The following is a 25,366-nucleotide window of genomic DNA, read 5'->3' as shown; positions in this document are numbered from 1 at the left end:
AAATGGCAGAATCTATGGGCAAGTTAAGAAGAACACATATGTGTGGAGAATTAAATATTGATAATGAAAAGGAAGAAGTAATATTAATGGGATGGGTGCAAAAAAGAAGAAATCTTGGATCCTTAGTTTTTGCAGACCTAAGGGATACAACTGGAATAGTTCAAATTGTATTTGACAATGATATATCAGAGGAAGCATTTAAGAAAGCAGAAAAAATAAGAAGTGAATATGTGTTAGCAGTAAAGGGAGAAGTTTATAAGAGACAATCTATAAATAAAGATTTACCTACTGGAGAAATAGAGGTGTTTGTTAGTGAACTAAAAATACTTGATGAAGCAGAGACGCCACCTATTTATATTAAAGATAATGATGATGTATCAGAGACTATGAAATTGAAATATAGATATTTAGATTTAAGAAAGCCTTCTATGCAAAAAAGTCTAAAAATGAGACACAAAGCAGGAAAAATAATAAGAGAATACTTAGATAATAATAACTTTGTTGATGTGGAAACTCCAATGCTTGCAAAACCTACTCCTGAGGGAGCAAGGGATTATTTGGTTCCAAGTAGGGTTAATAAAGGTAAGTTTTATGCTTTACCCCAATCACCTCAATTAATGAAGCAGTTATTAATGGTTTCAGGAATGGATAGATATTATCAGATAGTAAGGTGTTTTAGGGATGAGGACTTAAGAGCAAATAGACAACCTGAATTTACTCAGGTAGATATAGAAATGTCATTTGTTGATATTGAAGACGTAATATCAATAAATGAAAAACTTATATATAAGATATTTAAAGAATTAAAGGGTGTAGAAGTAGAACTACCTATTAAAAGAATGGAATATAGTGAAGCTATGGATAGATTTGGATCAGATAAGCCGGACCTACGTTTTGGATTTGAACTTAAAAATGTTAGTGATGTGGTTGAGGATAGTGAGTTTAAGGTATTTAGTGGAACAGTAAAAAATGGTGGAAGTGTAAGGGGAATAAATGTAAAGGGATATGGAGAAGAATTTAGCAGAAAGAAAATCTCTAAGTTAGAGAAATTTGTAAAAACCTATGGAGCAAAGGGTCTAGCATGGATTAAGATTACTGAGAATGAGATTTCATCACCTATTGCTAAGTTCCTATCTGAAAAGGAACTAAATGGCATCATAGATAGAATGGAAGGAAAGGCTGGAGACTTATTATTATTTGTGGCAGATAAAACATCGGTGGTTTATGATTCACTGGGACACTTAAGGGTAGAAGTTGCAAAACAACTGGATATAATTGATAAAGATAAATATGAGTTTGTCTGGATTACAAACTTCCCACTATTTGAATATGATGAGGAAAATGAAAGATATGTCGCTAAACATCATCCATTTACCCACCCTGTAGATGAAGATATAGAGCTTTTAGAGACTGCTCCTGAAAAAGTTAGGGCTAAAGCATATGATATAGTTATAAATGGAGACGAAATAGGTGGAGGAAGTATAAGGATAAACAACTCCAAACTCCAAGAAAGAATGTTTAAAGCTCTAGGATTTACAATGGAGGAAGCATGGAATAAGTTTGGTTTCTTACTTGAAGCCTTTAAATATGGGGTTCCACCCCATGGTGGTATTGCATATGGCTTTGATAGGCTAGTTATGTTACTTACAGATAACGATAATATCAGAGACGTAATAGCATTCCCTAAAACTCAAAGTGCAACTTGTCTAATGACAGAAGCGCCAACTACAGTTTCAGATGAACAGTTAAAAGAACTTAGTATAGAAACATTGGAAGTAGAGAAATAAAATTTGGATACTTATTACAGTTGAGAATTGACAATTGACAGTGGACAGTTAAGGTACAAATCAGCTGAAGCTGATTTGTGATATAATATTTTACGAACGAAGTGAGTAAAATCAACTTTAACTGTCAATTGTCCACTATCAATTATAATAGTTAGAAAAGAATTCATGTGTCATATAATATAGGGTTTATAGTTATTGAAAAATTTAAAGTTAAAAAAAGGGTGCCATGTTTTTTGGCACCTTTTGTTGATAGTATATAAAAATTATGCTATGATTTTATTATGAAAATTATACCTAGTAAGGGTATATAATATTTTATATGTGAAAAAGATAAGAAAGGAGTGGGATGATGGAGCAAATAGGATATGTAAGTAAAATAGATGGAGATAAAGCTCAAGTGGATGTTAGGAGAGTTTCATCCTGTGGGGAAAAGTGTGCTTCCTGTGGAAGTAGTTGTAATATACCTGCCACTAGGGTGACTTTAAAAAATACAGTAGATGCTAAAGAAGGAGATTTTGTTGAAATAGAGATGGAAACTTCTTATGTTATTAAATCTGCTTATATAGTTTATGCTATACCATTAATCTTGATGATACTAGGAATAGGTATAGGAATCTATGGGTTTAAAGCCTTAGGATTTGCTAGTTATGAGATTTTAAGTTTTTCAACTGGCTTAATAGCATTGATTATATCATTTTTTGTTTTAAGAAAAATAGATAAAAAAATCCAAAAAGAAAACAAGTCGGCATTTAAAATGACTAGGATATTAGACAGTTAGTATAAAGATATTTTATAGAGTAATAGAATATCTTCCACTATTAGTGGAAGATTACATACAACAATTAATAAAGTAGTTTTGAATTCATGGGCATGTTATATTAACAAAGAAATAGGGAGTGGTTTTTTGAACAATAGTAAGCAAAAGACTATATTAATATTGGTGGGACTATTTTTTGTAACTTCATCATTGTTTATTTTTGAAGTACTAAATACTAGACTATTTTCTACTATATTAGCTTATCATTTTGTATTTTTAGTTACTTCCCTTGCCATATTAGGTTCAGGTATAGGAAGTATACTTGTATTTTTATTAAGTAGAAAATCAAAATTTTTTGATAATAGACTAAAATCTATTTTTAATTTCTCTTTTATATTAGCATTCTCTTATTTAATAGTTATGATGATAATATATAAACTTCCGTATATAGATAGTTTTATATTTTATGCGGTGATTTCCAGTATACCCTTTGTGTTTGGAGGTATAATATTATCTTTAATTTTTAAAGAGTTTCAACAAATTGGTCATAAATTATATTTTGCAGATCTTTTAGGGTCCTCCATTGGGAGTATAGCTATTATATATTTTATGGACAATTTTAGTTTTATTGGTACACTTTTTATAGTTACATCCCTTACTTTAGTAGGAACTATTATTTTTGCCTATATGATTAAATTGAAAAAGATAATTGTTATTCCTGTTATATTATTAGTGTTGTTAGTACTGGGAGCTTTTAATAATAATTTTATAAATAGTGTACAAAAGAACTTTAGTGCCTATATAAGTAGTCCTAATACCGCAATAAAGTATTGGAAAGATAGGGTTGATGGTAAGGTAGAAATAGAATATACAAAGTGGGATTCCATATCACGGACTGACGTTGTTGATTATGGATCTGAAAATAGGAAAACTATTATAACCGATGGTGGGGCCAGTGCGCCAATGGTGAAATATGATGGTGATTTAGATGAAGTGTCATATTTAAAGGATAAGATTGAATATATCCCCTTTAGTTTCGGAAGTAACAAATCATCATTACTTATTGGAACTGGGGGAGGAGAAGATATTTTATTATCTCTATTGGGAGATGCCGTTGATATTGATGCAGTTGAAATTAACCCATCCACAATAGAAGCAGTAAATGATTATAAAGATTTCAATGGAGATATATATGGATTGAAAAATGTAAATCTTTATATTGAAGATGGTCGTAAATATATTAGCAATACCGATAAAAAATATGATCATATATATTTAGGGAAAGTATTTTCCAATGTAGTTGATAATTCATCGGCTATGTTATCAGAAAACTATATATACACAAAAGAGGCATATAAAGAGTATTTAAAAAAGCTTGATGACGATGGAAAATTAACCTTTGTGTTTAATGATGTAAGGGAATTAATAAAGTCTTTAAACACAATGATTGAAATATTTATAGAGGATGGAATGAATAAAGAGGATGTAATTAAACACTTCGTTGCAATAAACAGTTATTCGGAGGAACTTAGCAAAGCTAGGGGTGGAAGCATATATATGCCTATAGTTATATATAAAAGCACTTCATTTACTGACGAAGAAATAAATAAGGTTAAAGAGTTTGCTAAGGTTCAAAATAGGGATATCATACATTTGCCAGGAGAAGAAGAGCTTCCTATATATAAACAATTTGCAAATGGAAGTATTAGTTATAATGAATTAGTAAATAGATTTCAATTTAATGCAGAACCTACGACAGATAATAATCCTTTTTTCTATGATTATGATAAAGGTATACCCGATAAATTATTATATCTATTAATAGGTGTATTATCTGCTGGGTTAATAGTATTTTTTAGTGTTTTTCAAAATAAAGGTCTTAGAAAGGTGTCTCTATACTTTGGAACCATAGGACTTGGGTTTATGCTAGTTGAAATGCCCCTTATACAAAAGGCAATACTATTTATAGGAAGTACAACTAGAGCCTTTACATTTATTTTATTTTCCCTATTATTGAGTAGTGGTATAGGTAGTTTTATTAGTAGTAGTAAAATTATTAATAGAATAAATAAAAAGAGGGATTATATATTCTTAATAATCGTGGGATTAAATATTATAGTTAATTTAGCACTACCATTTGTATTTGATACATTTTCCGATGCCAGTATGATAAGTAAGTTTTTTATAGTTTCATTAGTAATTTTCCCATTGGGATTATTCTTAGGGATGCCATTTCCTAGAGGAATCGAAAGCATAAGAAAGATAACAACAGAAAATGGGGTACCCTTGGCTCAAGGTATAAATAGTATAATGTCTGTGGTAAGCTCCACCCTTGCACTGATAATTTCAATGAAATTAGGCTTTAATCAAGCATTGATATTGGGAACTTGTTTTTATATAGTATTGTTTATTAAAAATCCATTAAGATCATAGAAGGAGGGAACTATATGGATAAAAATGAAAAAAATACTGAAGCTATTATCAAGAGACTAAGAAGAATAGAAGGACAGATAAAGGGAATACAGAGGATGGTTGAAAGTGGAAAGTATTGTGGAGATATACTAATTCAAGTTGCTGCTTCTAGGTCTGCTTTAAACAAAGTCGGAGGATTAATTTTAGAAAATCATATGAAAGATTGTGTAAAGGGATATTTAGAGAATAGTAAGGACGATAAGGCTATTGATGAGTTAATAGATACAATGATTAAATATACGAAATAATCATAAAATCCTTCTATCTATAATAAAGTTTAGATAAGAAATAAATTTCATTATAGAAGGGAGAAGGAAATGGATTATGATTAAAGATATATGTTTAGATTCATTAGATGAAGACATATTTAATAAAGATAAATTAGTTTTATTAATGTTTTATGCCCATTGGTATAAGCCATCGATGGAAACCTTAAGTTGTTTAAAACAGATAGATGTTAAAGATATTGATATATATAAAGTGGATTATAATAAATATAGAGATCTGTCTAAAGGGTTTGAGGTGGTAAGTATACCTACTATTGTTTTTTTAAAAAAAGGTAGGGAATTAAGTAGGTATTCAGGTACACAAACAATTAAACAACTTAATATCATTATTGATAAGATAAAGGAAGTTCCTATTTAAGGAGCTTCCTTCTTCTTTTCTTTAGAATTCTACTGAAAGATGATGATATCACAATGCCGCTGGCTATTGATAGTGCAATAAATATAGTTTCAGCTCCTATGTCTATAGCCGTTAAAAATTTCTTTTCAATTACAGCCAACATAGTATCATACATACCTGCTCCCGGAACTAAAGGTATTATACCTGGAATTATAAATACTGTTGCTGGTTTTTTAAAAAATCTAGCAAAAAACTCTCCTAAAACTCCCACTGTTACAGCGGCAAAAAAGGCTCCTGCCATTTTAGAGTCTGATAGACTATCAACTCCTAAAAATACAAACCAACCTATTCCTCCTATAAAGCCAGATTTTATAATTGAACCTTTGGGAATATTGAAAAGTACTGCAAAACCTATTGTAGATAAAAAGGCATATATTGACTGACTAAGAAAAAACATACTAAAAACCTCCAAAATATGTAAAGTATATTCGTAGAGTTATACCTACTCCAAAAGCAATGGAAAAGGCTATAATTAATGCTTCAAGTCCTCTAGACATTCCCGATAGAAAATCACCGGAGATGGAATCTCTAATTGCATTTGTTATTGCTACTCCCGGTACTAGGGGCATAATGGCTCCTATAATTAATTTATTCATATCAGATTGCATTACTAGCTTAGAAAAAATTATAGACAGTATTGTGACCAATATTCCTCCTAATATATTTCTTAAAAAGAAGTATACATTAGCTTTACTTAAGTAATCAGTTAAAAAAACTACAGCAACACTTATTATAAATGCACCTAATAAATCGAAAAACTGTCCCCCAAATAGCAATGAAAAGAAGCCACCGGCAATACCTCCAAAGATTAATTTCATACCAGTAGAATAGGTTTTAGACTTATCAATATCTTTTAAAATACGATGTCCATCTTTTATAGGCATATTAGAGTTAACAAATTTTCTTGAAAAATCATTTACCAGTGCAATCTTATTTAAATCAAATTTAATAGTGGTTATTCTGTAAATATAAGATATTATATCATCTTCATACTCAACAGAGAGAAATATACCTGTAGGAGTCACAAATGCCTCTGCATATTTTATATTAAATCTTGATTTACAAAGTCTAATTATAGTATCTTCCACTCTAAATGTTTCTGCTCCATTTTTTAGCATAATTCTTCCAGCCAATAGGGACATAACCAATAACTCTTTAACTTCTTTTTTTACTGACAAAGTGGACACCTCCTCATATATAAATATATTGTCTGTATCGACAAAAATATATAAATAACAAAAAAGTTGTAAATTATAATAAAAGTTTATATAATGGACATTGTAAGAAACATATTTTTGGGTATATTATATACATGATAACATAATGTATCATTATATCCTATGGTTAATATTAATATTTACTAAAGAAAGGAGTTTTAAATATGAATTATAATAATCTAGAGTCTTTTGACCCAGAAATTATGGATGTTGTGAAAAAAGAAATTGGTAGACAAAGGAATAAAATTGAACTAATAGCATCTGAAAACTTTGTTACTAAACAAGTTATGGAGGCTATGGGAAGTCAATTAACAAATAAATATGCCGAGGGTTATCCGGGGAAACGTTATTATGGCGGCTGTGAATATGTAGATATAGCTGAAGATTTAGCTAGGGAAAGACTAAAAAAATTATTCGATGCAGATCATGCTAATGTACAGCCTCACTCTGGAGCAAATGCCAATTTAGGAGTATATTTTGCTATATTAGATCCAGGAGATAAGGTGTTAGGCATGAATCTTTCCCATGGTGGACACTTAACCCATGGAAGTCCAGTAAATATTTCCGGTACATATTTTGATTTTGTAGATTATGGTGTAAGTAAAGAAAGTAACACTATAGACTATGAAGAAGTTATGAAAATAGCCAAAGAAGAGAAACCTAAGCTAATAGTTGCAGGTGCCAGTGCATATCCTAGAAAGATAGATTTTAAAAAGTTTAGGGAGATTGCAGATGAAGTTGGTGCGTATCTAATGGTTGATATGGCACATATTGCTGGTCTAGTTGCTGCAGGTTTACATCAAAATCCTGTAGAGTATGCTGATTTTGTTACTACAACTACCCATAAAACATTAAGGGGACCAAGGGGAGGCGCGATACTTTGTAAAAAAGAACATGCTAAAAAAGTTGATAAAGCTATATTCCCTGGATTACAAGGTGGACCTCTTATGCATGTGATAGCAGCTAAAGCAGTTAGCTTCAAAGAGGCACTGGAAGATGACTTTAAACATTATCAACAACAAGTAGTTAATAATGCTCAGGCCTTAGCAGAGGGATTAATGGATAATGACTTTAATTTAGTGTCAGGTGGTACTGATAACCATCTTGTATTATTAGATTTAAGAAATAAAGGATTAACAGGTAAAAAAGCAGAGGCTCTTTTAGATGAAGTGGGTGTAACAACAAATAAAAATACAATTCCATATGACCCTGAAAGTCCCTTCGTAACAAGTGGACTTAGGATAGGTACTCCTGCGGTAACAACTAGAGGAATGAAGGAAGAAGATATGAAGGAAATAGCTGAAATAATTGCTTTAGCCCTTGATGAATCTAAGGATAGAGATATGGTTAAAGCTAAAGTTAAAACTCTTTGTGATAAATTTCCACTGTATGAGTAATAAGGACTTTATATAGAAAATGAATGAAGTTATAGAAATGTACCTTATGGAACATTCTATTATGTGCAGGGTGTAAGGTGCAGAGTATTGTGACTACATTATTTAAAAAGTAAATATAACTTTAATTAGAAAAAGCAGTCAGTTTTGACTGCTTTTTTGTATATATTGATATATATGTGGGAAATATAATATAGTCAGCAGTTAGATATTTAATAATCGTAGGTGATTTAATGATTAACTATAGTTACATAATAATTCCTTCAATAATTATAGGAATATTATCAAGGGTTTCTATGCTTAAAACAGATTATAGACAATATCCTAGCTATCCACAAGGGGTATTTTCCCATATAACTTTAGGGTTGATAGCTGCAAGCTTGGGTTCAGTAGCTGTGCCTGCTTTAGTAGCAGAAGAGTTTTCAGCAGTTACATTTTTAGCTTTAGCAGCTCAACAATTTAGAGATGTAAGGAGCATGGAAAGACAAAGTCTTGATAACATAGAACCAACTGAATTAATACCTAGGGGAACCGCATATATTGAAGATATAGCCAAGGCATTTGAGGCTAGAAACTACGTAACCATGCTATCCTCTTTAATAGTTAGTATAATAATTTTTCTTTTAGTATCCTTTGATGTCTCTAAGATGTATGCCATAATTATAGCTTCAATAATTGGAATACTGGCAATAGTCTTTTTCAATAGTGCAATATCTAGACAAACCATTAGTGAGATTGCTAAAGTTAGACCTGCAACCATAACATTTAAAGGAAGTCTACTGGTAGTAAATGATGTAATCATAATGAATGTAGGTCTTAAGGCATCTAAAGATATTTATATGGAAAAGGGTATTGCTATTGAGATAGAACCAAAGGACGAAAATGCTGTTGCAACTTTAGCTAATGTAGGCCAAAGACAGGCTATACAACATAATGCTTCAACGTTACTGGGCATAAGAAAAGATGTAGATGAACCGGATTTTACACCTATAGCAAGGAGAGATCCCCATACCGGTAGAGTAGTCATGGCAATAGTAACTATGGAACCAGATGTGGAATGTTTAGTTAAGGCGGTAGAAGATACTATTGTATTAGAAAGTTCTAAAAGAAAGCCATTGGATTCTAAAATTGGAAGAAAAGCTGCAGATTAAGGAGTGGTATTTTGGATACAGGATTAAAAGATACTATACTTGCTGTTATAACAACAAATAGAGAAGCTGTATCTAGTGAAGGTGCACCAATTTTTTATGCCAAAGATGAAGAAGAAAAGGAAAGAATAGCACTGTTATTATCAAAGGTAACATTGGGAATGGTACATGATTTAGAGAACGGATGCTACGTTATTATAAAGCATTAACTACATTTTCCTGCTTTATATACTTTGTTTTTAATTTAGAATTTAAAATTTACAATTTAAATAAATGTGGCCATGCTTTTAGGCCACATTTATTTAAGTGGTATGTTATAATATATATATAATTTTAAAATAGATTGAAATAAAGTTGATTAATTGATATTATAGTCTAGTTGAATTTTATCTAAATTTTTTATAATATAGAGTTATGACCTAGTACTAATATTAGATTATATGTAGAGGGGATTTTAATGGAACTAAATAATATTAATGAAAATAGAAATATCATACAGAATATAGAAAAAAACAGTATTGCAGAGGAATTAGGAGTTGAGACTGGAGATATACTGTTATCGATTAATGGAGAAAAGGTTAAGGATATAATTGACTATAAATATTTAATAGCAGATGAATACATAGTTGTGGAAATAGAAAAGAGAAATGAAGAAATATGGGAATTAGAAATTGAAAAGGAGTATAGTGAAGATATAGGGATTGTTTTTACAAATCCACTGATAGATAAGGCAAGGAGCTGTAAAAATAAATGTATGTTTTGTTTTATAGATCAATTACCTAAGGGAATGAGAGAAACACTATATTTTAAAGATGATGATTCTAGACTTTCTTTTTTACAGGGAAACTTTGTAACCCTTACTAACATGAGCGATGACGAAATCAATAGGATTGTTAGGTATAGACTAAGTCCAATTAATATTTCCGTTCATACCACAGAGCCTGACCTTAGGGTAAAAATGCTAAGAAATAAAAATGCTGGAAAAATATATGGAATTTTAAAAAAGTTCAGCGAAGCCGGTATAGAAATGAACTGTCAAATAGTATTGGTACCAGGGGTTAATGATGGGGAACATCTTAAAAGGACCTTAGATGATTTATTTGATTTATACCCTAATATAAAAAGCACAGCAGTAGTTCCTATAGGGATTACTAAATTTAGAGAGGGATTATCCAAGGTTAGCTGTTATGATAAAGAAAGTGCCAAGAATGTTATAAAGATTGTTGAAGAAAAACAGGAATATTATTTAAAAGAAAAGAATATTAGATTTATATTTGCTTCCGATGAATTCTTTGTATTATCAGGGCAAGAGATACCTAAGTCTGATGAATATGAAGGCTTTCCTCAAATTGAAAATGGGGTTGGCTTAATAAGGGTTTTTAATGATGAAGTTGATAAAGAATTAGCAACAGTTGATGAAGGTAGAGTAAATAATAATAGTTATTTGTTAGTTACAGGAACATTAGCCTATGATTTCATGAATAAAATTACTAAAAAAATATCAGAAAGAATCGAAGGACTAAGATTGAAAGTTGTAGCAATAACAAATAATTACTTTGGGGAAACTATAACCGTATCGGGACTTGTAACAGGTACTGATATAGTTGATCAACTGGGAGATTGCCATGAATATGATGGAGTAATTATTCCTAGGTCAATGTTAAAGAGCAATGAAAATATACTATTAGATGACTTAACAGTTAAAGATTTGGAAAAAAAATTAAATACAAAGATTATTATATCCGATGTAGATGGAAAATCTTTTGTAAATATTTTTAATAATAATTAGAGGTGATATAAATGGGAAGACCAGTGGTGGCTATAGTAGGAAGACCAAATGTAGGAAAGTCTACACTATTTAATAAAATAGCAGGTAGTAGAATTTCAATAGTAGAAGATAAACCAGGAGTAACTAGAGATAGAATATATGCAGAGGGAGAATGGTTAAATAAATATTTTACTCTAATTGATACTGGAGGGATAGAACCAGATACTAAGGATATAATCTTAAGTCAAATGAGAAGACAAGCTGATATTGCAATAGAAACAGCAGACGTAATTCTATTTATGGTAGATGGAAGAGAAGGGATAACATCAGCAGATAGAGAAATATCTAATATGCTAAGAAAATCTGGAAAAGAAGTTTTATTAGTTTGCAATAAAGTCGATACTCCTAAAACTCCCGATACAATATATGAATTTTATGAACTGGGATTGGGGGATCCAATAGTAATATCTGCAGGCCAAAAACTTGGATTAGGTGATTTATTAGATGAAGTAATAGCAAGATTTCCAGATAAGAAGGATACAGAATATGATGATGAAGTAATAAAGGTTGCCGTGATAGGTAAACCAAATGCTGGAAAGTCATCATTTATAAACAAAATATTAGGTGAAGAAAGGGTAATAGTTAGTGATATACCGGGAACCACAAGGGATGCCATAGACACTCCCTTTACCCGAGGTGATGATAAATATGTCTTTATAGATACTGCAGGTATTAGAAGAAAAAGAAAGGTAACAGAGAATATAGAAAGATATAGTGTTATTAGATCATTTACTGCAGTTGAGAGGGCAGATATATGTATATTAATCATAGATGCAACAGAGGGTGTAACAGAACAGGATAAAAAAATCATTGGATATGCCCATGATAATGGAAAAGGAATTATAATAGCAGTTAATAAATGGGATTTAGTAGATAAGGATAATAAGACCTATAGGGAATTTGAAAAAGATATAAGAAATAACTTAAGTTTCTTATTATATGCACCTATTTTATTTATTTCAGCCAAAACAGGTCAACGGGTAAGCAAAATTTTTGATTTGATAACATTAGTATCAGAGAATCATTCAAGAAGAATAGCTACAGGAGTCTTAAATGACATAATTGGGGAAGCTACACTAATGAATCAACCTCCTTCAGATAAAGGTAGGAGACTAAAGATCTTTTATGGAACTCAAGTGGCAGTTAAGCCCCCAAAATTTGTTTTGTTTATAAATGATGAGGAACTTATGCATTTCTCATATGCAAGATACTTAGAAAATCAAATTAGAAAAACCTTTGGATTTGAAGGAACACCTATTCAATTTGAATTCAGAGAGAGGGGGGAATAATTTGCTAGATGTTTTAGCAGTTATTGTAATTGGGTATTTTCTAGGAAATTTTTCATCAGGCTATATAATGGGAAAATACCTTAAAAATAAGGATATTAGAAAATATGGAAGTGGTAATGCGGGCGCTACCAATGCCCTAAGGGTTTTTGGAGGGAAAATAGCAGCATTAACATTTGCATTTGATGTTTTAAAGGGAGTTTTAGCAGTAATAATTGGAAATATGATATTAGGATATGATGGACAACTATTATCGGGCATTATGGTTGTAGTTGGCCATAATTGGCCTATAGTTTTTAAGTTTAAAGGAGGAAAGGGTATAGCTACTACTATAGCTGTGGTTATGATGATTAATTATTTAGTAGCTATTATATCTGTTGCAGTGGGGATAATATTTATAATAAAGACTAAATATGTATCCCTAGGCTCAGTAATTGGGATGTCAGTTCTTCCTATAGCAACACTCATTGTAGTACGACCTTTTAATACTAAGATGATAGTATTTACAATAATATTATCATTTATGGCCTTATTAAGACATAGGGGTAATATAGTAAGATTATTAAATGGACAAGAATCAAAATTAGGAGAAAAGGCTTGATAAATTTGTGGGGGTGAAGTAATGAATGATAGTATAGCTGTAATAGGAGGAGGTAGCTGGGGTACAGCCTTAGCTATTTTATTAGGCAAAAAAGGATATAGTGTTGATATGTGGTTGAGGAATAGAAAACAATGTGAGGAAATAAATTATACAAGGGAAAATATAAAATATCTTCCGGGAATAGTGTTACCTAATAATGTAAAAGCCACAAATGATATAGAGAAAGCTATTAGTGGCAAGAAGGTTATTGTCTTTTCTGTACCATCCCATGGAGTAAGGGAAACAATAAAGAAAGTTAAGGGTAAAATAAAAGATGATCAATTGATTGTTAATGTGGCTAAGGGGATTGAAAATGATACATTGTTGAAGATCTCTGATGTTGTGAAAGAGGAACTTCCAAGGGTAAAATATACTGTCTTATCGGGACCATCCCATGCAGAGGAAGTGGGAAAAGATATGCCAACTACAGTGGTTGCTGCTTCTAAAGAAAAGAAAGTTGCAAAGTACATACAAGATGTATTTATGAGTCCTAAGTTTAGAGTATATACAAATCCAGATGTTACTGGAGTTGAACTTGGAGGAGCCCTTAAAAATATTATAGCATTGGGAGCAGGAATATCAGATGGTCTTGGATACGGGGATAATACAAAGGCAGCATTAATGAATAGAGGGATAATTGAAATAGCAAGACTTGGAGAAAAAATGGGTGCAAAAAAGATGACATTTGCGGGTTTGTCTGGAATAGGAGATCTAATAGTTACATGTACCAGCATGCATAGTAGAAATAGAAGGGCCGGAATAAAGATTGGTGAGGGTATGAGCCTAAAAGAGGCTGTAGACTCAATAGGTATGGTTGTAGAGGGAGTGAAGACTAATAAAGCAGCTTATAACTTATCATTAAAATATGGGGTTAAGATGCCCATTACAGAGGAAATATATAATGTACTATATAAAGGATCAGATGTTAAAAATTCTGTTGTGAATTTGATGTTAAGGGATAAGACCCATGAGATAGAGGATATTATTGAAACTGAAGATTTTGATTGGTAAAGGACATACAAACGTATGTCCTTAGTTTTTTAATTAGGTTTGAGACATACAAATGTATGTCTTTTTTTTATTTGAGATGTCATAATCTTAGTATTTAGTCATATATTTATATTGATGGAAGTATAGATTTTATTAGTCAGTATTATTATCCATTATTATATAAAGGAGGGGAAGAAATGGATAAGTTTAATATATACAAGGATATTTCAGAAAGAACAGATGGAGACATTTATGTAGGAGTAGTAGGTCCAGTTAGAACTGGAAAGTCAACATTTATAAAGAGATTTATGGAACTGTTAGTACTTCCTAATATTGATAATAAGTATGAAAAGGAAAGGGCGAATGATGAGCTACCATTAAGTGGTGCAGGAAAAACTATAATGACTACAGAACCTAAATTTGTGCCAAATTCAGCGGTGGACTTAACAATTAAGGAAAATGTTAACTTTAAAGTGCGAATGGTGGATTGTGTTGGTTACCTTGTTAATGGAGCTTTAGGTCATGAAGAAGATAATATGCCTAGGATGGTCAGCACCCCTTGGTATGAAAAGGAGATACCCTTTGAAGAAGCGGCTGAAATAGGAACAAAAAAAGTGATAAACGACCACTCTACAATTGGTATAGTAGTTACAACCGACGGCTCTATAACAGATATAGAAAGGGCAAACTACATAAATGCTGAAGAGAGGGTTATAGGAGAGTTAAGGGAACTAGAAAAGCCCTTTGTTATTTTACTAAATTCTAAAAATCCTGAATTAGATAGTACTGTAGCATTAAAGGAAAACCTAGAAGAAAAATATGGGGTGCCTGTTGTTAGTGTGGATTGTATGAAGATGGACATGGACGATATAAACATGATATTAGAAAAGGTACTATTGGAATTCCCAGTAAAAGAAATAAACTTTAATCTCCCAGGATGGGTAGATGGTTTATACAATGAACATTGGATTAGGAAAGAAATATTAAATTCAGTAAAAGAGGTTACAGGAAACCTTCAGAGGTTAAGTGAGATAGAAAATATTCCGAAACATTTTAAAGAATTAGATATAGTTAATGATGCAAATACAAAAGAGATAAACTTAGGTGAAGGGGTAGCTGATTTAGAAATTGATGTAGATAGTAAGTTATTTTATGATGTGTTAGGGGAATTAACAGGATACGAAATAGATGGAGATTATCAAATATTAGGATTAATAACGAAATTATCCCAGGCAAAGAAGGAATATGATAAAGTTGCCAATGCTTTAGTAGAGGTGAGAGAAACTGGATATGGAGTGGTTCCTCCAAGCCTAGAGGAATTAGAACTAGCAGAACCAGAAATATTTAAGCAAGGAAATAGATTTGGAGTGAAATTAAGGGCCAATGCTCCTAGTCTTCATATCATTAGGACCGATATAACAACAGAGGTATCTCCTTTAATAGGAACAGAAAAACAAAGTGAAGAATTGGCTAAATATTTCTTAGATCAGTTTGAAAGCGACCCATCAAAAATATGGGAATCAAATATGTTTGGAAAGTCATTAAATGATGTTGTTTCAGAACAATTACAAAGCAAATTAAATATGATGCCCGAGGATGCTAGATACAAGATGCAAAGAACATTACAACGTATTGTAAATGAAGGCGGAGGAAGTATCATTTGCATTATTATTTAGGAAAATTGGAGTTTTAGAACTTCTAAAAAAGTTCAGGATGTGAAGAAAATGTGCAGAGAGCAAAGTGCAGAGTACAGGGAAAGACATAAAAAACGAGAAGGCTTTAGCCTTCTCGTTTTTTACTCTGCACTTTATGTGCTCGGCACATAAAAAAATGGTCGGGATGACTGGACTTGAACCAGCGGCCCCAAGTCCCCCAGACTTGTGCGCTACCAAACTGCGCCACATCCCGACAACAATAACATTATATATTAATTAAAATAATTTGTAAAGGAATTTATTGTTTTAAAATAAAATAATAATAGACAATAATAAATATATTATAGGGCCCTATAATATATTTATTATTATCTAAATTTATGTTATACTTTGATATATAATGGGTCATATCTATAATGTGAGGGTTGTGATAAAATGTTTAGTGAAATTATAAGTATACCTATTATGCTTTTAATAGTAAGCTTAATAGGGTATATATTTGTTGTTATAAAAGAAAAATTATACTTAAAGAAAAACATGATAGTAATAAATAAAAAAGCCGTTACAGAAAATTATTTAAAAGAGGCGGAAACTAAAGCTTTTCTTTTAGGGGGAAAACATATAAAATCTGGAGATGAAGTTAGATTTGTTTTAAATAATGAGGAAAAATTAGAGGGAATAGTTATTGGTGCTAAGAAAAAGGATAATTCGATTTTATTAGTTACCCATAAGGATAGTGTTGAAAGGTTCAATGTTAAAAATGTAAAAAGATTTAAAATAATAAGCAAATATGGTAAATTTTTTAAAAAAATTTAATGATAGATTTTATTTTACTAAGGGGTTCGATTTTATTAGATGATATAATAGACAGAATTAAATTGTATATGAATTAAGTCCAATTTATTTGTATAGTTCTTTTGTCAATAGTTTAATTTTAGGTCGTTATTCCTAAGATTGAACTATTATTTATTTTATATAGATAATAAGAAGGAAATTTATAATAAATGAAGAAGTATATACTAAAGGTGTGTGGTGGTGATAAGATGTCAATAGAGGAGAGAAAAAAAAGAAGAGAAAAGAGAAAGAAGAGAAGAATAATTCTTATAATTGTCGTTACCGTATATCTTATTTTCCGCATAATACCCACTCTTTATGCTAATAACTCAAAAACTGTAACAGTTAAGGAAGATATATTAGAGATAACCAGTGAAGCTAAGGGAATTTTAATTAAAGATGAGAAGGTATTTAAGGCCCAAAATCCCGGCAGTATTACATTAATAGCATCTGAAGGGGATAGAATATCTTCGGGAAGTAAAGTAGCACAGATATTTACAGATAGTGTTAATGAAAAGCTAAAGGAAGAATTAAATAATATTGATAAACAGCTAAATGATTTAAATAGTAATAGTATATCATCTTCTATTTTTGAAAATGATATTGAGAAAAACGAAGCCTATATTGAAAAACTAAAAGAGGAAATAAAAAAAGAAGTGGATAATGGAAACTATGATAAAGTAAAAAATTTGAAAGAACAACTAAAAAAAAGACTTTCTAAAAATAGCAAGTTAACTGGAAAAAATGGATACACTAAATCTAATATAGAGAAGTTGACAAATAGAAGGAAGGAACTTCAAAACATATTAAAAAACTCTGTTGTAAATTACTATTCTAATATAGCGGGAATTGTTAGTTATAAAATTGATGGACTAGAAGAACTATACTCTATAGGGAAAATTAATGATTTTAGATTAGATAGTTTTGATGTGTTAGAAAAAGAGAATAAAGAAATTGTGAATAATGACATAATAAAAGTTAATCAGCCAATTTTTAAGATCATAGATAATTTTAAATGGTATATTGCAATAAAAGTAAAAAAAGAGAATATATTAAACCTAAAAGAAAATGATTTTTTAGATATTAGAATAAATGGAATTGATGACACATTAACTGCTAGAGTTGTTAAGATTAGTAATGGAGACCCAGATTCAATATTAGTTTTAAAATTGAAAAAATATTTATATAAAATATATGAAAAGAGATATGTGGATGTTACCATTATAAATAATAGTTATAAAGGATTAAAAATTCCTCTAAAATCTATAATAGAGAAAGATGGTCTAAAGGGGGTTTATATAAAGGATATATCTGGAATAATCAAATTTAGACCAGTTAAAATATTGGGCAAAGATGATAAATATGCTATAGTGGACAAAGGGAATATGTATAATATTATAGAAATAAATATAAATGGTAAAAATGAAAAGAAGCGTACTTTATCAATGTATGATGAAGTATTTTTAAACACATCAAGAATAAAAGAGGGTCAATTAATAAATTAATAAAGATAGGAGGACTTGTAAACATGGATTTAGAATGTAACTTACAAAAGATAAAAGAAAATATAAGCAATGCAGCAAAAAAAGTTGGAAGATCACCAGAAGACATAACATTAGTGGCTGTAACTAAGACTGTAGATACAGATATAATTAATGAAGCTTTAAAACTAGACATAGAACATATAGGAGAAAATAAAGTACAGGAGATACAAAGAAAATATGATCAAATTGAAAAAGATGTTAAGTGGCATATGATAGGACATCTTCAAAGTAATAAGGTAAAATATATTATAGATAAAGTAGATTTAGTTCATTCTTTAGATAGAAAGTCTTTGGCTAAGGAATTAAATAAAAGAGCTAAAAAAAATAATAAAATAGTAAATGCTTTAATTCAAGTAAATGTTGCTGAAGAAGAATCTAAGTATGGTTTAAAATTGGAAGAGACTATTCCTTTTATCGAATCAATTTTAGATTATGATAACATAAAAATTAAAGGGCTAATGACCATGGCGCCCTATGCAGAAGATCCAGAAGATATTAGATATGTGTTTAGAGATTTAAAAAAGTTATCTGAGAATATAAAAAATAAAAATTATGAAAATGTGGATATGAATTATTTATCAATGGGTATGACAAATGATTATGAAATAGCTGTTGAAGAAGGAGCAAATATTGTTAGGGTAGGTACAGGTATTTTCGGTAAAAGAAATTATTAGGAGGGATTTATATGGGTAATAGTGCAAACAAATTATTTGATAAATTTAAGTATATAATTGGAATTGATGATTTAGATGATGAGTATATAGAGGAAGAGGAGGAGCAAGAGGAGGATATGGAAAAACCACTAAACTTCCACTCTCCAAGTAAGCTGAATAATAAGGTGGTTAATATACATACCAACAAAAATATAAAGATGTCGATACACCAGCCAACAAAATATGATGAAGCCCCTAGTGTTGTGGATGATTTAAAGGTTAAGAAGCCTGTAGTAATTAATCTAGGGGAGCTAGATAGTGATATAAAAAGACAGGTGTTTGATTTTATAAATGGAGCTTTATATTCATTAGAGGGAAATATACAAAAAGTAGACAAGGATATATTTATTCTTGCACCAGAAAATGTAGAAATAGACTCAAAAATAAAGCAAGAAATAAAATCTAAAGGGTTATTCTCTTGGTATAAATAGATTATGAGGTGGATTTAATGACTATAACATTTTTAATATATAGATCAATCAATGTATTCGTAAGAATAGTTGAATTATTAATTTTTGCAAGGATAATACTATCATTTATAGGAGGCGGGATGTATAACCAAAGATTTGGTATAATATATCAATTAACAGAACCAATACTATCTCCTTTTAGAAAGTTAATAGAAAAATTAAACATAAATACAGGTATGATTGATTTATCACCATTATTGGCGATATTAGCTTTAAATTTAATCTCCCGTATATTAATAAGATTATTGTTTTGGTGGTAAAATATGATACAAGATAAGAATCAATATTTAGAGCATATAAATGATACTGAACAGATAATCACAATGAAAAAAGTATTAGATAAAATTGAAAAGGTTTTAAAATATCATAGTACTGAAACTACCGACTTTCTAAACCCATATCAAAGGAGGTTATCCTATTCTTTTTTAAATAGGTTCGTTGATATTTCTTATCACGAAGAAGGTGGATATGACCAAGGGGAGAGAAAGTCCATAATAATTTATCCCAGTTATTATGAAAAAGGGTTTATAGAAAGTTCTGTGGGTGCAATACAAATAAATGGCAATTTTAAGTTTCATACTGTTAGTCACAGGGACTATTTAGGTTCAGTAATGGGACTAGGTATAAAAAGAGAAAAAATTGGGGATATAATAGTACATGAAGATTATGCACAAATTGTCTTAATGGAAGATATAATTGATTATTTAATTTATAACTTAGATAAAGTAGGAAAAGAAAGGGTTAATATCATTAAAATTCCTTTGGATCAAGTACATAAAGGAAAGGAAAATTTTAAAGAAATCTCCACAACGATTTCATCTTTAAGATTAGATGGATTAATTAGCGGATCTATTAATATTTCTAGGTCTGATAGTCAAAAATATATAAATGGAGATAGGGTTAAAGTAAACTGGGAACCTATAAACAAGGTATCCCAAGAAGTCAATGAAGGGGATCTCATCTCTGTAAAAGGATTTGGTAGATTTAAGCTTGATAAGGTTTTAGGTCGCACTAGAAAGGATAGAATAAGAATAATAGTAAAAATTCTTAAATGACAGGGGGGAGAATATGATAACACCACTTGATATTGAAAATAAAGAATTTAGTACTGGTATAGGAGGGTATAAGAAAGGGGACGTAGATGGGTTCTTAGATGAAGTTATTGTTGATTATGAAAAAATATATAAAGAAAACAAAGAACTAAAGGAAAGGGTTAAAATGCTAAAGGAGCAGTTGGAGCATTATAATGATATAGAAAAAACCCTACAGGATACTTTGGTAATGGCTCAAAATACAGCTGATGAAGTAAATGCCAGTGCAAAAAAGAAGTCACAAATGATTATAAGTGAAGCTGAAGAAAAGGCTAGAAGAATAATAGAAGGTGCAGATAATGAAGTGGTTAAGATAAAACAGGAATATGAAAATATAAGAAAAGATATGATGGTATTTAAGACTAGATTTAGGACATTACTTAAATCACAGCTGGATTCTTTAGAGGAACTTTGTGATCTTAAAGAAGAAGAGGCTATTTAAAAAGGGGTTTACAGATAAAGTAAATCCTTTTTGTAACTAATTTTATATTTTAACATAGTATATAATAACAATACTATGTTGGAGTGATGTGAATGATAAAAAGGTCTGAGAGGCAAAATAGTGATTATTTATTATTCTTCTTTTTACTTTTAACGGAGATATGGAATGCAAAATATGACAGGGACAGTCTGTTTTTTTTCTTTTTAATGTTGTCTTTTTATAGATAATAAAACTTAGTTTTAATATAAAACGGCCAAATTAAGGTCGTTTTTATACTATTTAAATATTATTGGGATTTAAAATCCATCAACTAATTCTGTTGACTTTGGGTAATAGTATATATAGAGTTTTAATAGTAATAATTTAAAGAAAGGGGATTTTAATGGGAAAACCTAAGGATAAATTAGAAGAAAAGGTAGAAGAACTATCTATTTCAATAGAGAAATCAAAAATATCTCAGTATGTAGATTTGATGGATAATAAATGGAGGCTATTATATATAAATTTTATAAGTGGAATAGCTAGAGGTTTTGGTATGGCAGTGGGATTCACGTTGCTTGGTGCAATCGTTATATATTTACTTCAAAAGATAATAGAGTTAAATTTACCTTTAATAGGAGATTTTATAGCAGAAATAGTTAAAATAGTACAAAATAGTTTATAAAACTATACATACATAAAAAGAAGTCCCCAGTAAATAATAATATATATCCACAAATAAAAGCTGCTTTTCAGGAGGATATATATGGATAAAAATAAGTTAGATCACTATAAAAAGCTTTTATTAAATGAAAAAAAAGAATTAAGACAAAATATGAAAAATTTAAGTAAAAACATGAATGATTCTATGCCGGAATACTTTGATGAATTGTCAATGTATGATAATCATTCTGCAGATTTAGGGGCAGAAATGTTCATGGCAGAGCATAATATGAATCTTAAAAATTTTGATAAATCTTTATTAAGTGAAATAGATATATCTTTAGATAAAATCAAAGATGGAAGTTATGGAAAATGTGAACTATGTGGTAATGATATTAAAGAAGAAAGATTAGAGATAATACCCCATGCAAAAACCTGTGTAGATTGCGTAACAGATGAATCTCCTGTGGAAACAAAAATAGACTATAGACCTCTAGAAGAAGAGGCTTTAGGATTTCCCTTTGGTAGAAGCTTTAAAGATATTTCTGAGGAAGATACAGTCGAATTTGATGGAGAAGATAGCTATCAGGCGGTGGCTAGATACAACGAGGTCAAAGATGATGAATCCTACTCAGGTGGAGACGATTTGGGAGTATATGATGAAAGGGACCCAGGAATTGTGGAAGAAGTGGAACAAATATCAGAAGGGTACTATAAGGGACAGCTTGAAGGGTATAACAGAGAAGACATTCCCGATGAACAAAAAGTTAGTGAAAATAAATATGAAGATGAGCTAGACTAATGGGTCTGGCTCTTTTTAATATTCATTAATTTTATTTGTTCTTTTCTTTGATATTTATTATAATAAATATCAAAGAAATAAGTTTAGGGGGATAGATGTGATAAAAAATAAAAAAGCAAATAAGTCTAAATTAAGAAAAATAATTGAAAATTTTCTTATTGTTTTATTGGGAATAGTAACTGCTTTTGTTTTCTTAATAGTACAAGAATACTTTCACATTAGAAATGATAAATTACTCGTGATGAAAGAGGATATTTTAACAAGTTATTATAATAAGGAAAATATAAAAAAAGTGTTAAAGAGCAGATTAGGAGATGATTATAAAGGAGATTTACAAAAAGATTTTGAAAACTATATAATAACCATGGTATTAGAAGATTTAAGTGAATTAGAAGCTGATAAATGGAAAAGATATAATGGGTTTAAAACAGAAAAGTGGATGAATAATTTTAAAAAAACGAGGGAAAAAAGGGCAAATGAATTAATAGGTAGAGAAATAAACAAAGAAATTTACTATATTAATATACAGGCATTTTATGATGGGATAACGTATGAAAAATTTTATTCCCATATGGATGAATTAAAGACACACAAAAATTTAATAATAGATTTAAGGGATAATTCTGGGGGTAACTTTACAGATATGAAAAAGATAGTTGACCTTTTATTAAAAAAGGGCAAGATCATATATAGACTGAATTCTTCAGATGGGATTGAGAAAGTCTACTCAGAGGATGAAAGAAAACTGAAATTTGATGAAATAGTTGTCCTTACAAATAATAATACTGCCAGTGTCTCAGAACTTTTCATATTAGCTTTAAAGGGGAATTTAGATAATGTTACTACACTAGGAGTAAATACATATGGTAAGTCTATATCCTATGGTATAAGAAGGTTTGAAGACGACTCAGGGATGCTTTTTATTACAAATAAGATGGAGGGTCCAAATTCAGAAAAAATTAAGACTAATGGTATTGAACCCGATATAAAAATAGGTCACTTAAATGAATATTATAAAAAAATCCAAAGTGACAATGAACGAAAAATAGTTGAAGATAGGGATAAAAAACAACAACTTGATAAAGCTATTGAATATATAAAAGGTTCTTAATATAAATCATTGGTTGTAATAAATACAATAATACTTTAAAATGTATATATAATGTTGACAAAGTCAGAAAAAATAGAGGAGGAATATATGTATTATATTATATTTATATCACTAGTATTGATAGACCAGATAACTAAGTTTTATGCAATTGATTTATTAAAAAATGACTTACCCTATGTTATTATTGATAATTTTCTTCAATTTAACTATCTTGAAAATTATGGTGCAGCTTTTGGCAAACTACAAGATAAAAAAGTGTTTTTAATTATCGTGACCATAATAGTTATTATAGGTATTATTTTTTACTTAATTAAAAACAAGAAATTAACTACTATGTCAAAGATTTCAATGGTGATGATAATTTCTGGGGCTATTGGAAATCTAATAGATAGAATAAAATATGGATATGTGGTGGATTTTATTGATGTAAAATTTGGTAGTTTTTACGACTATCCAGTGTTTAATATAGCAGATAGTGTAATAGTAGTGGGAACCATATTATTTGCATATTTAGTACTAACAGATAAATATGAATATTAATTAGAAAGAGTGGTTTAATGGATATTATAGAGATATTAGTAGATGAAGATGATGGTGAAAGAATAGATTCATATTTAGCAGATGAACTAGATGAAGTATCAAGGTCATATATAAAGAAGCTTATTAAAGATAATCTGGTTAAAGTAAATGGTAAGAACATAAAACCTAAATATCCAGTCAATCAAGGGGATAGTATAGTGGTTAATTTGCCAGAGCCTAAAAAATTAGAGGTAAAGGCAGAAAATATACCAGTTGAAATAGTATATGAAGATGATGATGTTGCTATTGTTAATAAACCCCAAGGGATGGTGGTACATCCGGCTCCAGGAAACTATAATGGAACCTTGGTTAATGCTCTATTATATAATCTAGATAGTTTATCATCTATAAACGGAGTTATAAGACCGGGAATAGTACATAGAATAGATAAGGATACATCGGGATTACTTATGATAGCAAAAACCAATCTTGCCCATATGAGTTTGTCGGAACAATTAAAGGAGCATAGTATAACCAGAAAGTATTACACTCTAGTTGAAGGAAACCTTAGGGAAGATAATAAAACGGTTGATGCCCCCATAGGGAGACATCCTAAAGATAGAAAGAAAATGGCGGTGATATATAAAAATAGCAGAGAAGCCACTACCCACTTTACAGTTTTAGAAAGATTTACTCAATATACATTACTACAAGCTCAGCTAGAAACAGGTAGAACCCATCAAATAAGGGTTCATGCTTCATATATTAAACATCCTGTAGTTGGGGATCCTGTCTATGGTAGTAAAAAGCAAAAGTTTAATTTAAAGGGACAGTTACTACATGCTAAAGTTATAGGCTTTGTACATCCTAGAACAAAAAAATATATGGAGTTTAGTGCGGAGTTGCCGGACCATTTTGTTAAAGTGTTAAATTCTTTAAGAACCATGGGAAAATAAATTTATAAAAAACTAGACAAGAATATAGTTATATGATATTATATAGGAAATTGCATAAAGGATCCTTTAAATTGGTCCAGAGAGATTAATAAGGATGGTATTTTGGTAGTAATGGTATAAACTACTATTATGACACGGGCAAAGTGTAACCTCCTATTAATCAATAGGAGGTTTTTTATGTGTGCCCAGCATGGACACAGTCTATAGGGTGAAAGTCCCGAACACCGAAGGTGATATAGGTGCTAGCTGAAGACAAGGGTGTCCACCGTGAGGTGGAATCTGAAGGAAGTCGGCGGCAAAATCCCGGTCTGAGGTATACGAATCACATTTGAGGCTGTCTATAGTTGGATAAGGTTGCATAACAAACTAAAGTCCGTATCACCC

27 protein-coding genes and 1 tRNA gene are annotated in these 25,366 nt (G+C 30.3%); 25 read left to right on the top strand and 3 right to left on the bottom strand.

What is annotated here, in order from left to right:
* Nucleotides 1–2: 2 nt before the first annotated feature.
* The 5 genes from aspS to V6137_RS01030 all read left to right on the top strand — a co-directional run bounded on the left by aspS (nt 3) and on the right by V6137_RS01030 (nt 5,661).
* Nucleotides 3–1,787 carry an aspartate--tRNA ligase gene (gene aspS, locus V6137_RS01050; protein WP_425446017.1) on the top strand — a complete coding sequence of 595 codons (1,785 nt, stop codon included), beginning with the start codon at nt 3–5 and terminating at the stop codon, nt 1,785–1,787.
* 349 nt (nt 1,788–2,136) lie between these two features.
* A complete protein-coding gene (locus tag V6137_RS01045) occupies nt 2,137–2,565 on the top strand; it encodes a SoxR reducing system RseC family protein (protein ID WP_425446016.1) in 429 nt (142 codons plus the stop codon).
* 126 nt (nt 2,566–2,691) lie between these two features.
* Nucleotides 2,692–4,977: a spermidine synthase family protein gene (locus V6137_RS01040; RefSeq protein ID WP_425446015.1), complete on the top strand. Its 2,286-nt coding sequence runs from the start codon at nt 2,692–2,694 to the stop codon at nt 4,975–4,977.
* Between the two features lie 14 nt (nt 4,978–4,991).
* Complete coding sequence (locus V6137_RS01035) at nt 4,992–5,264, top strand: metal-sensitive transcriptional regulator (protein ID WP_425446014.1); 273 nt, start codon at nt 4,992–4,994, stop codon at nt 5,262–5,264.
* A gap of 76 nt (nt 5,265–5,340) precedes the next feature.
* A complete protein-coding gene (locus V6137_RS01030) occupies nt 5,341–5,661 on the top strand; it encodes a thioredoxin family protein (RefSeq protein ID WP_425446013.1) in 321 nt (106 codons plus the stop codon).
* Here V6137_RS01030 and V6137_RS01025 read toward each other — a convergent pair.
* Entirely contained in the window at nt 5,654–6,097 is a 444-nt protein-coding gene (locus V6137_RS01025) for a threonine/serine exporter family protein (RefSeq protein WP_425446012.1), read from the bottom strand. The genes V6137_RS01030 and V6137_RS01025 overlap by 8 nt on opposite strands.
* A gap of 1 nt (nt 6,098) precedes the next feature.
* Nucleotides 6,099–6,878, bottom strand: coding sequence for a threonine/serine exporter family protein (locus V6137_RS01020; RefSeq protein ID WP_425446011.1), 780 nt, complete (start codon nt 6,876–6,878; stop codon nt 6,099–6,101).
* Between the two features lie 203 nt (nt 6,879–7,081).
* Here V6137_RS01020 and V6137_RS01015 point away from each other — a divergent pair, with 203 nt between their 5' ends.
* The 8 genes from V6137_RS01015 (at nt 7,082) to spoIVA (ending at nt 15,879) form a co-directional block, all read left to right on the top strand.
* A complete protein-coding gene (locus tag V6137_RS01015) occupies nt 7,082–8,314 on the top strand; it encodes a serine hydroxymethyltransferase (RefSeq protein WP_425446010.1) in 1,233 nt (410 codons plus the stop codon).
* 230 nt (nt 8,315–8,544) lie between these two features.
* Complete coding sequence (locus tag V6137_RS01010; RefSeq protein WP_425446009.1) at nt 8,545–9,462, top strand: YIEGIA family protein; 918 nt, start codon at nt 8,545–8,547, stop codon at nt 9,460–9,462.
* An 11-nt stretch (nt 9,463–9,473) separates the two neighbouring features.
* Nucleotides 9,474–9,668 carry a capping complex subunit for YIEGIA gene (locus V6137_RS01005; RefSeq protein WP_425446008.1) on the top strand — a complete coding sequence of 65 codons (195 nt, stop codon included), beginning with the start codon at nt 9,474–9,476 and terminating at the stop codon, nt 9,666–9,668.
* Nucleotides 9,669–9,916: 248 nt separating this feature from the next.
* Nucleotides 9,917–11,248, top strand: a complete 1,332-nt coding sequence (locus V6137_RS01000; protein ID WP_425446007.1) for a DUF512 domain-containing protein — start codon at nt 9,917–9,919, stop codon at nt 11,246–11,248.
* Between the two features lie 11 nt (nt 11,249–11,259).
* The gene (gene der / locus V6137_RS00995) at nt 11,260–12,576 is read left to right on the top strand and encodes a ribosome biogenesis GTPase Der (protein WP_425446006.1); all 1,317 of its coding nucleotides are present in this window, start codon (nt 11,260–11,262) and stop codon (nt 12,574–12,576) included.
* Nucleotide 12,577: 1 nt separating this feature from the next.
* Nucleotides 12,578–13,174, top strand: a complete 597-nt coding sequence (gene plsY, locus V6137_RS00990) for a glycerol-3-phosphate 1-O-acyltransferase PlsY (protein ID WP_425446005.1) — start codon at nt 12,578–12,580, stop codon at nt 13,172–13,174.
* 21 nt (nt 13,175–13,195) lie between these two features.
* Complete coding sequence (locus V6137_RS00985; RefSeq protein WP_425446004.1) at nt 13,196–14,224, top strand: NAD(P)H-dependent glycerol-3-phosphate dehydrogenase; 1,029 nt, start codon at nt 13,196–13,198, stop codon at nt 14,222–14,224.
* A gap of 176 nt (nt 14,225–14,400) precedes the next feature.
* On the top strand, nt 14,401–15,879 hold the full coding sequence (spoIVA, locus tag V6137_RS00980) for a stage IV sporulation protein A (RefSeq protein WP_425446003.1): 1,479 nt from the start codon (nt 14,401–14,403) through the stop codon (nt 15,877–15,879).
* Between the two features lie 155 nt (nt 15,880–16,034).
* Here the strand turns inward: spoIVA and V6137_RS00975 are convergent.
* Nucleotides 16,035–16,111 (bottom strand) — tRNA-Pro (locus V6137_RS00975).
* A 182-nt stretch (nt 16,112–16,293) separates the two neighbouring features.
* Between V6137_RS00975 and V6137_RS00970 the strand changes: the two genes are divergently transcribed.
* The 12 genes from V6137_RS00970 to V6137_RS00915 all read left to right on the top strand — a co-directional run bounded on the left by V6137_RS00970 (nt 16,294) and on the right by V6137_RS00915 (nt 24,982).
* Nucleotides 16,294–16,674 carry a hypothetical protein gene (locus tag V6137_RS00970; protein WP_425446002.1) on the top strand — a complete coding sequence of 127 codons (381 nt, stop codon included), beginning with the start codon at nt 16,294–16,296 and terminating at the stop codon, nt 16,672–16,674.
* Between the two features lie 188 nt (nt 16,675–16,862).
* Nucleotides 16,863–18,197 (top strand): biotin/lipoyl attachment domain-containing protein, encoded by a 1,335-nt coding sequence (locus V6137_RS00965; protein WP_425446001.1) that lies wholly within the window; start codon nt 16,863–16,865, stop codon nt 18,195–18,197.
* A 23-nt stretch (nt 18,198–18,220) separates the two neighbouring features.
* Nucleotides 18,221–18,910, top strand: a complete 690-nt coding sequence (locus V6137_RS00960) for a YggS family pyridoxal phosphate-dependent enzyme (RefSeq protein WP_425446000.1) — start codon at nt 18,221–18,223, stop codon at nt 18,908–18,910.
* Between the two features lie 11 nt (nt 18,911–18,921).
* The gene (locus tag V6137_RS00955) at nt 18,922–19,380 is read left to right on the top strand and encodes a cell division protein SepF (protein ID WP_425445999.1); all 459 of its coding nucleotides are present in this window, start codon (nt 18,922–18,924) and stop codon (nt 19,378–19,380) included.
* A 17-nt stretch (nt 19,381–19,397) separates the two neighbouring features.
* The gene (locus V6137_RS00950; RefSeq protein WP_425445998.1) at nt 19,398–19,679 is read left to right on the top strand and encodes a YggT family protein; all 282 of its coding nucleotides are present in this window, start codon (nt 19,398–19,400) and stop codon (nt 19,677–19,679) included.
* Nucleotides 19,680–19,682: 3 nt separating this feature from the next.
* Entirely contained in the window at nt 19,683–20,474 is a 792-nt protein-coding gene (locus tag V6137_RS00945) for a YlmH family RNA-binding protein (protein ID WP_425445997.1), read from the top strand.
* A 13-nt stretch (nt 20,475–20,487) separates the two neighbouring features.
* Nucleotides 20,488–20,952: a DivIVA domain-containing protein gene (locus tag V6137_RS00940; RefSeq protein ID WP_425445996.1), complete on the top strand. Its 465-nt coding sequence runs from the start codon at nt 20,488–20,490 to the stop codon at nt 20,950–20,952.
* 382 nt (nt 20,953–21,334) lie between these two features.
* Nucleotides 21,335–21,616, top strand: coding sequence for a DUF5665 domain-containing protein (locus V6137_RS00935; protein ID WP_425445995.1), 282 nt, complete (start codon nt 21,335–21,337; stop codon nt 21,614–21,616).
* An 81-nt stretch (nt 21,617–21,697) separates the two neighbouring features.
* Nucleotides 21,698–22,396 (top strand): TraR/DksA C4-type zinc finger protein, encoded by a 699-nt coding sequence (locus V6137_RS00930; protein ID WP_425445994.1) that lies wholly within the window; start codon nt 21,698–21,700, stop codon nt 22,394–22,396.
* Between the two features lie 97 nt (nt 22,397–22,493).
* Complete coding sequence (locus V6137_RS00925) at nt 22,494–23,507, top strand: S41 family peptidase (protein ID WP_425445993.1); 1,014 nt, start codon at nt 22,494–22,496, stop codon at nt 23,505–23,507.
* A gap of 87 nt (nt 23,508–23,594) precedes the next feature.
* Nucleotides 23,595–24,047, top strand: a complete 453-nt coding sequence (gene lspA, locus V6137_RS00920; protein ID WP_425445992.1) for a signal peptidase II — start codon at nt 23,595–23,597, stop codon at nt 24,045–24,047.
* Nucleotides 24,048–24,064: 17 nt separating this feature from the next.
* A complete protein-coding gene (locus V6137_RS00915) occupies nt 24,065–24,982 on the top strand; it encodes an RluA family pseudouridine synthase (RefSeq protein WP_425445991.1) in 918 nt (305 codons plus the stop codon).
* Nucleotides 24,983–25,366 lie beyond the last annotated feature (384 nt).

The sequence above is a fragment of the Dethiothermospora halolimnae genome (assembly GCF_037577855.1).
GTDB classification, from domain to species: Bacteria; Bacillota; Clostridia; order Tissierellales; family VENL01; genus Dethiothermospora; species Dethiothermospora halolimnae.
The sequence above is the reverse complement of the archived record's forward strand: the minus strand, read 5'-3'. Positions and strand labels throughout refer to the sequence as shown.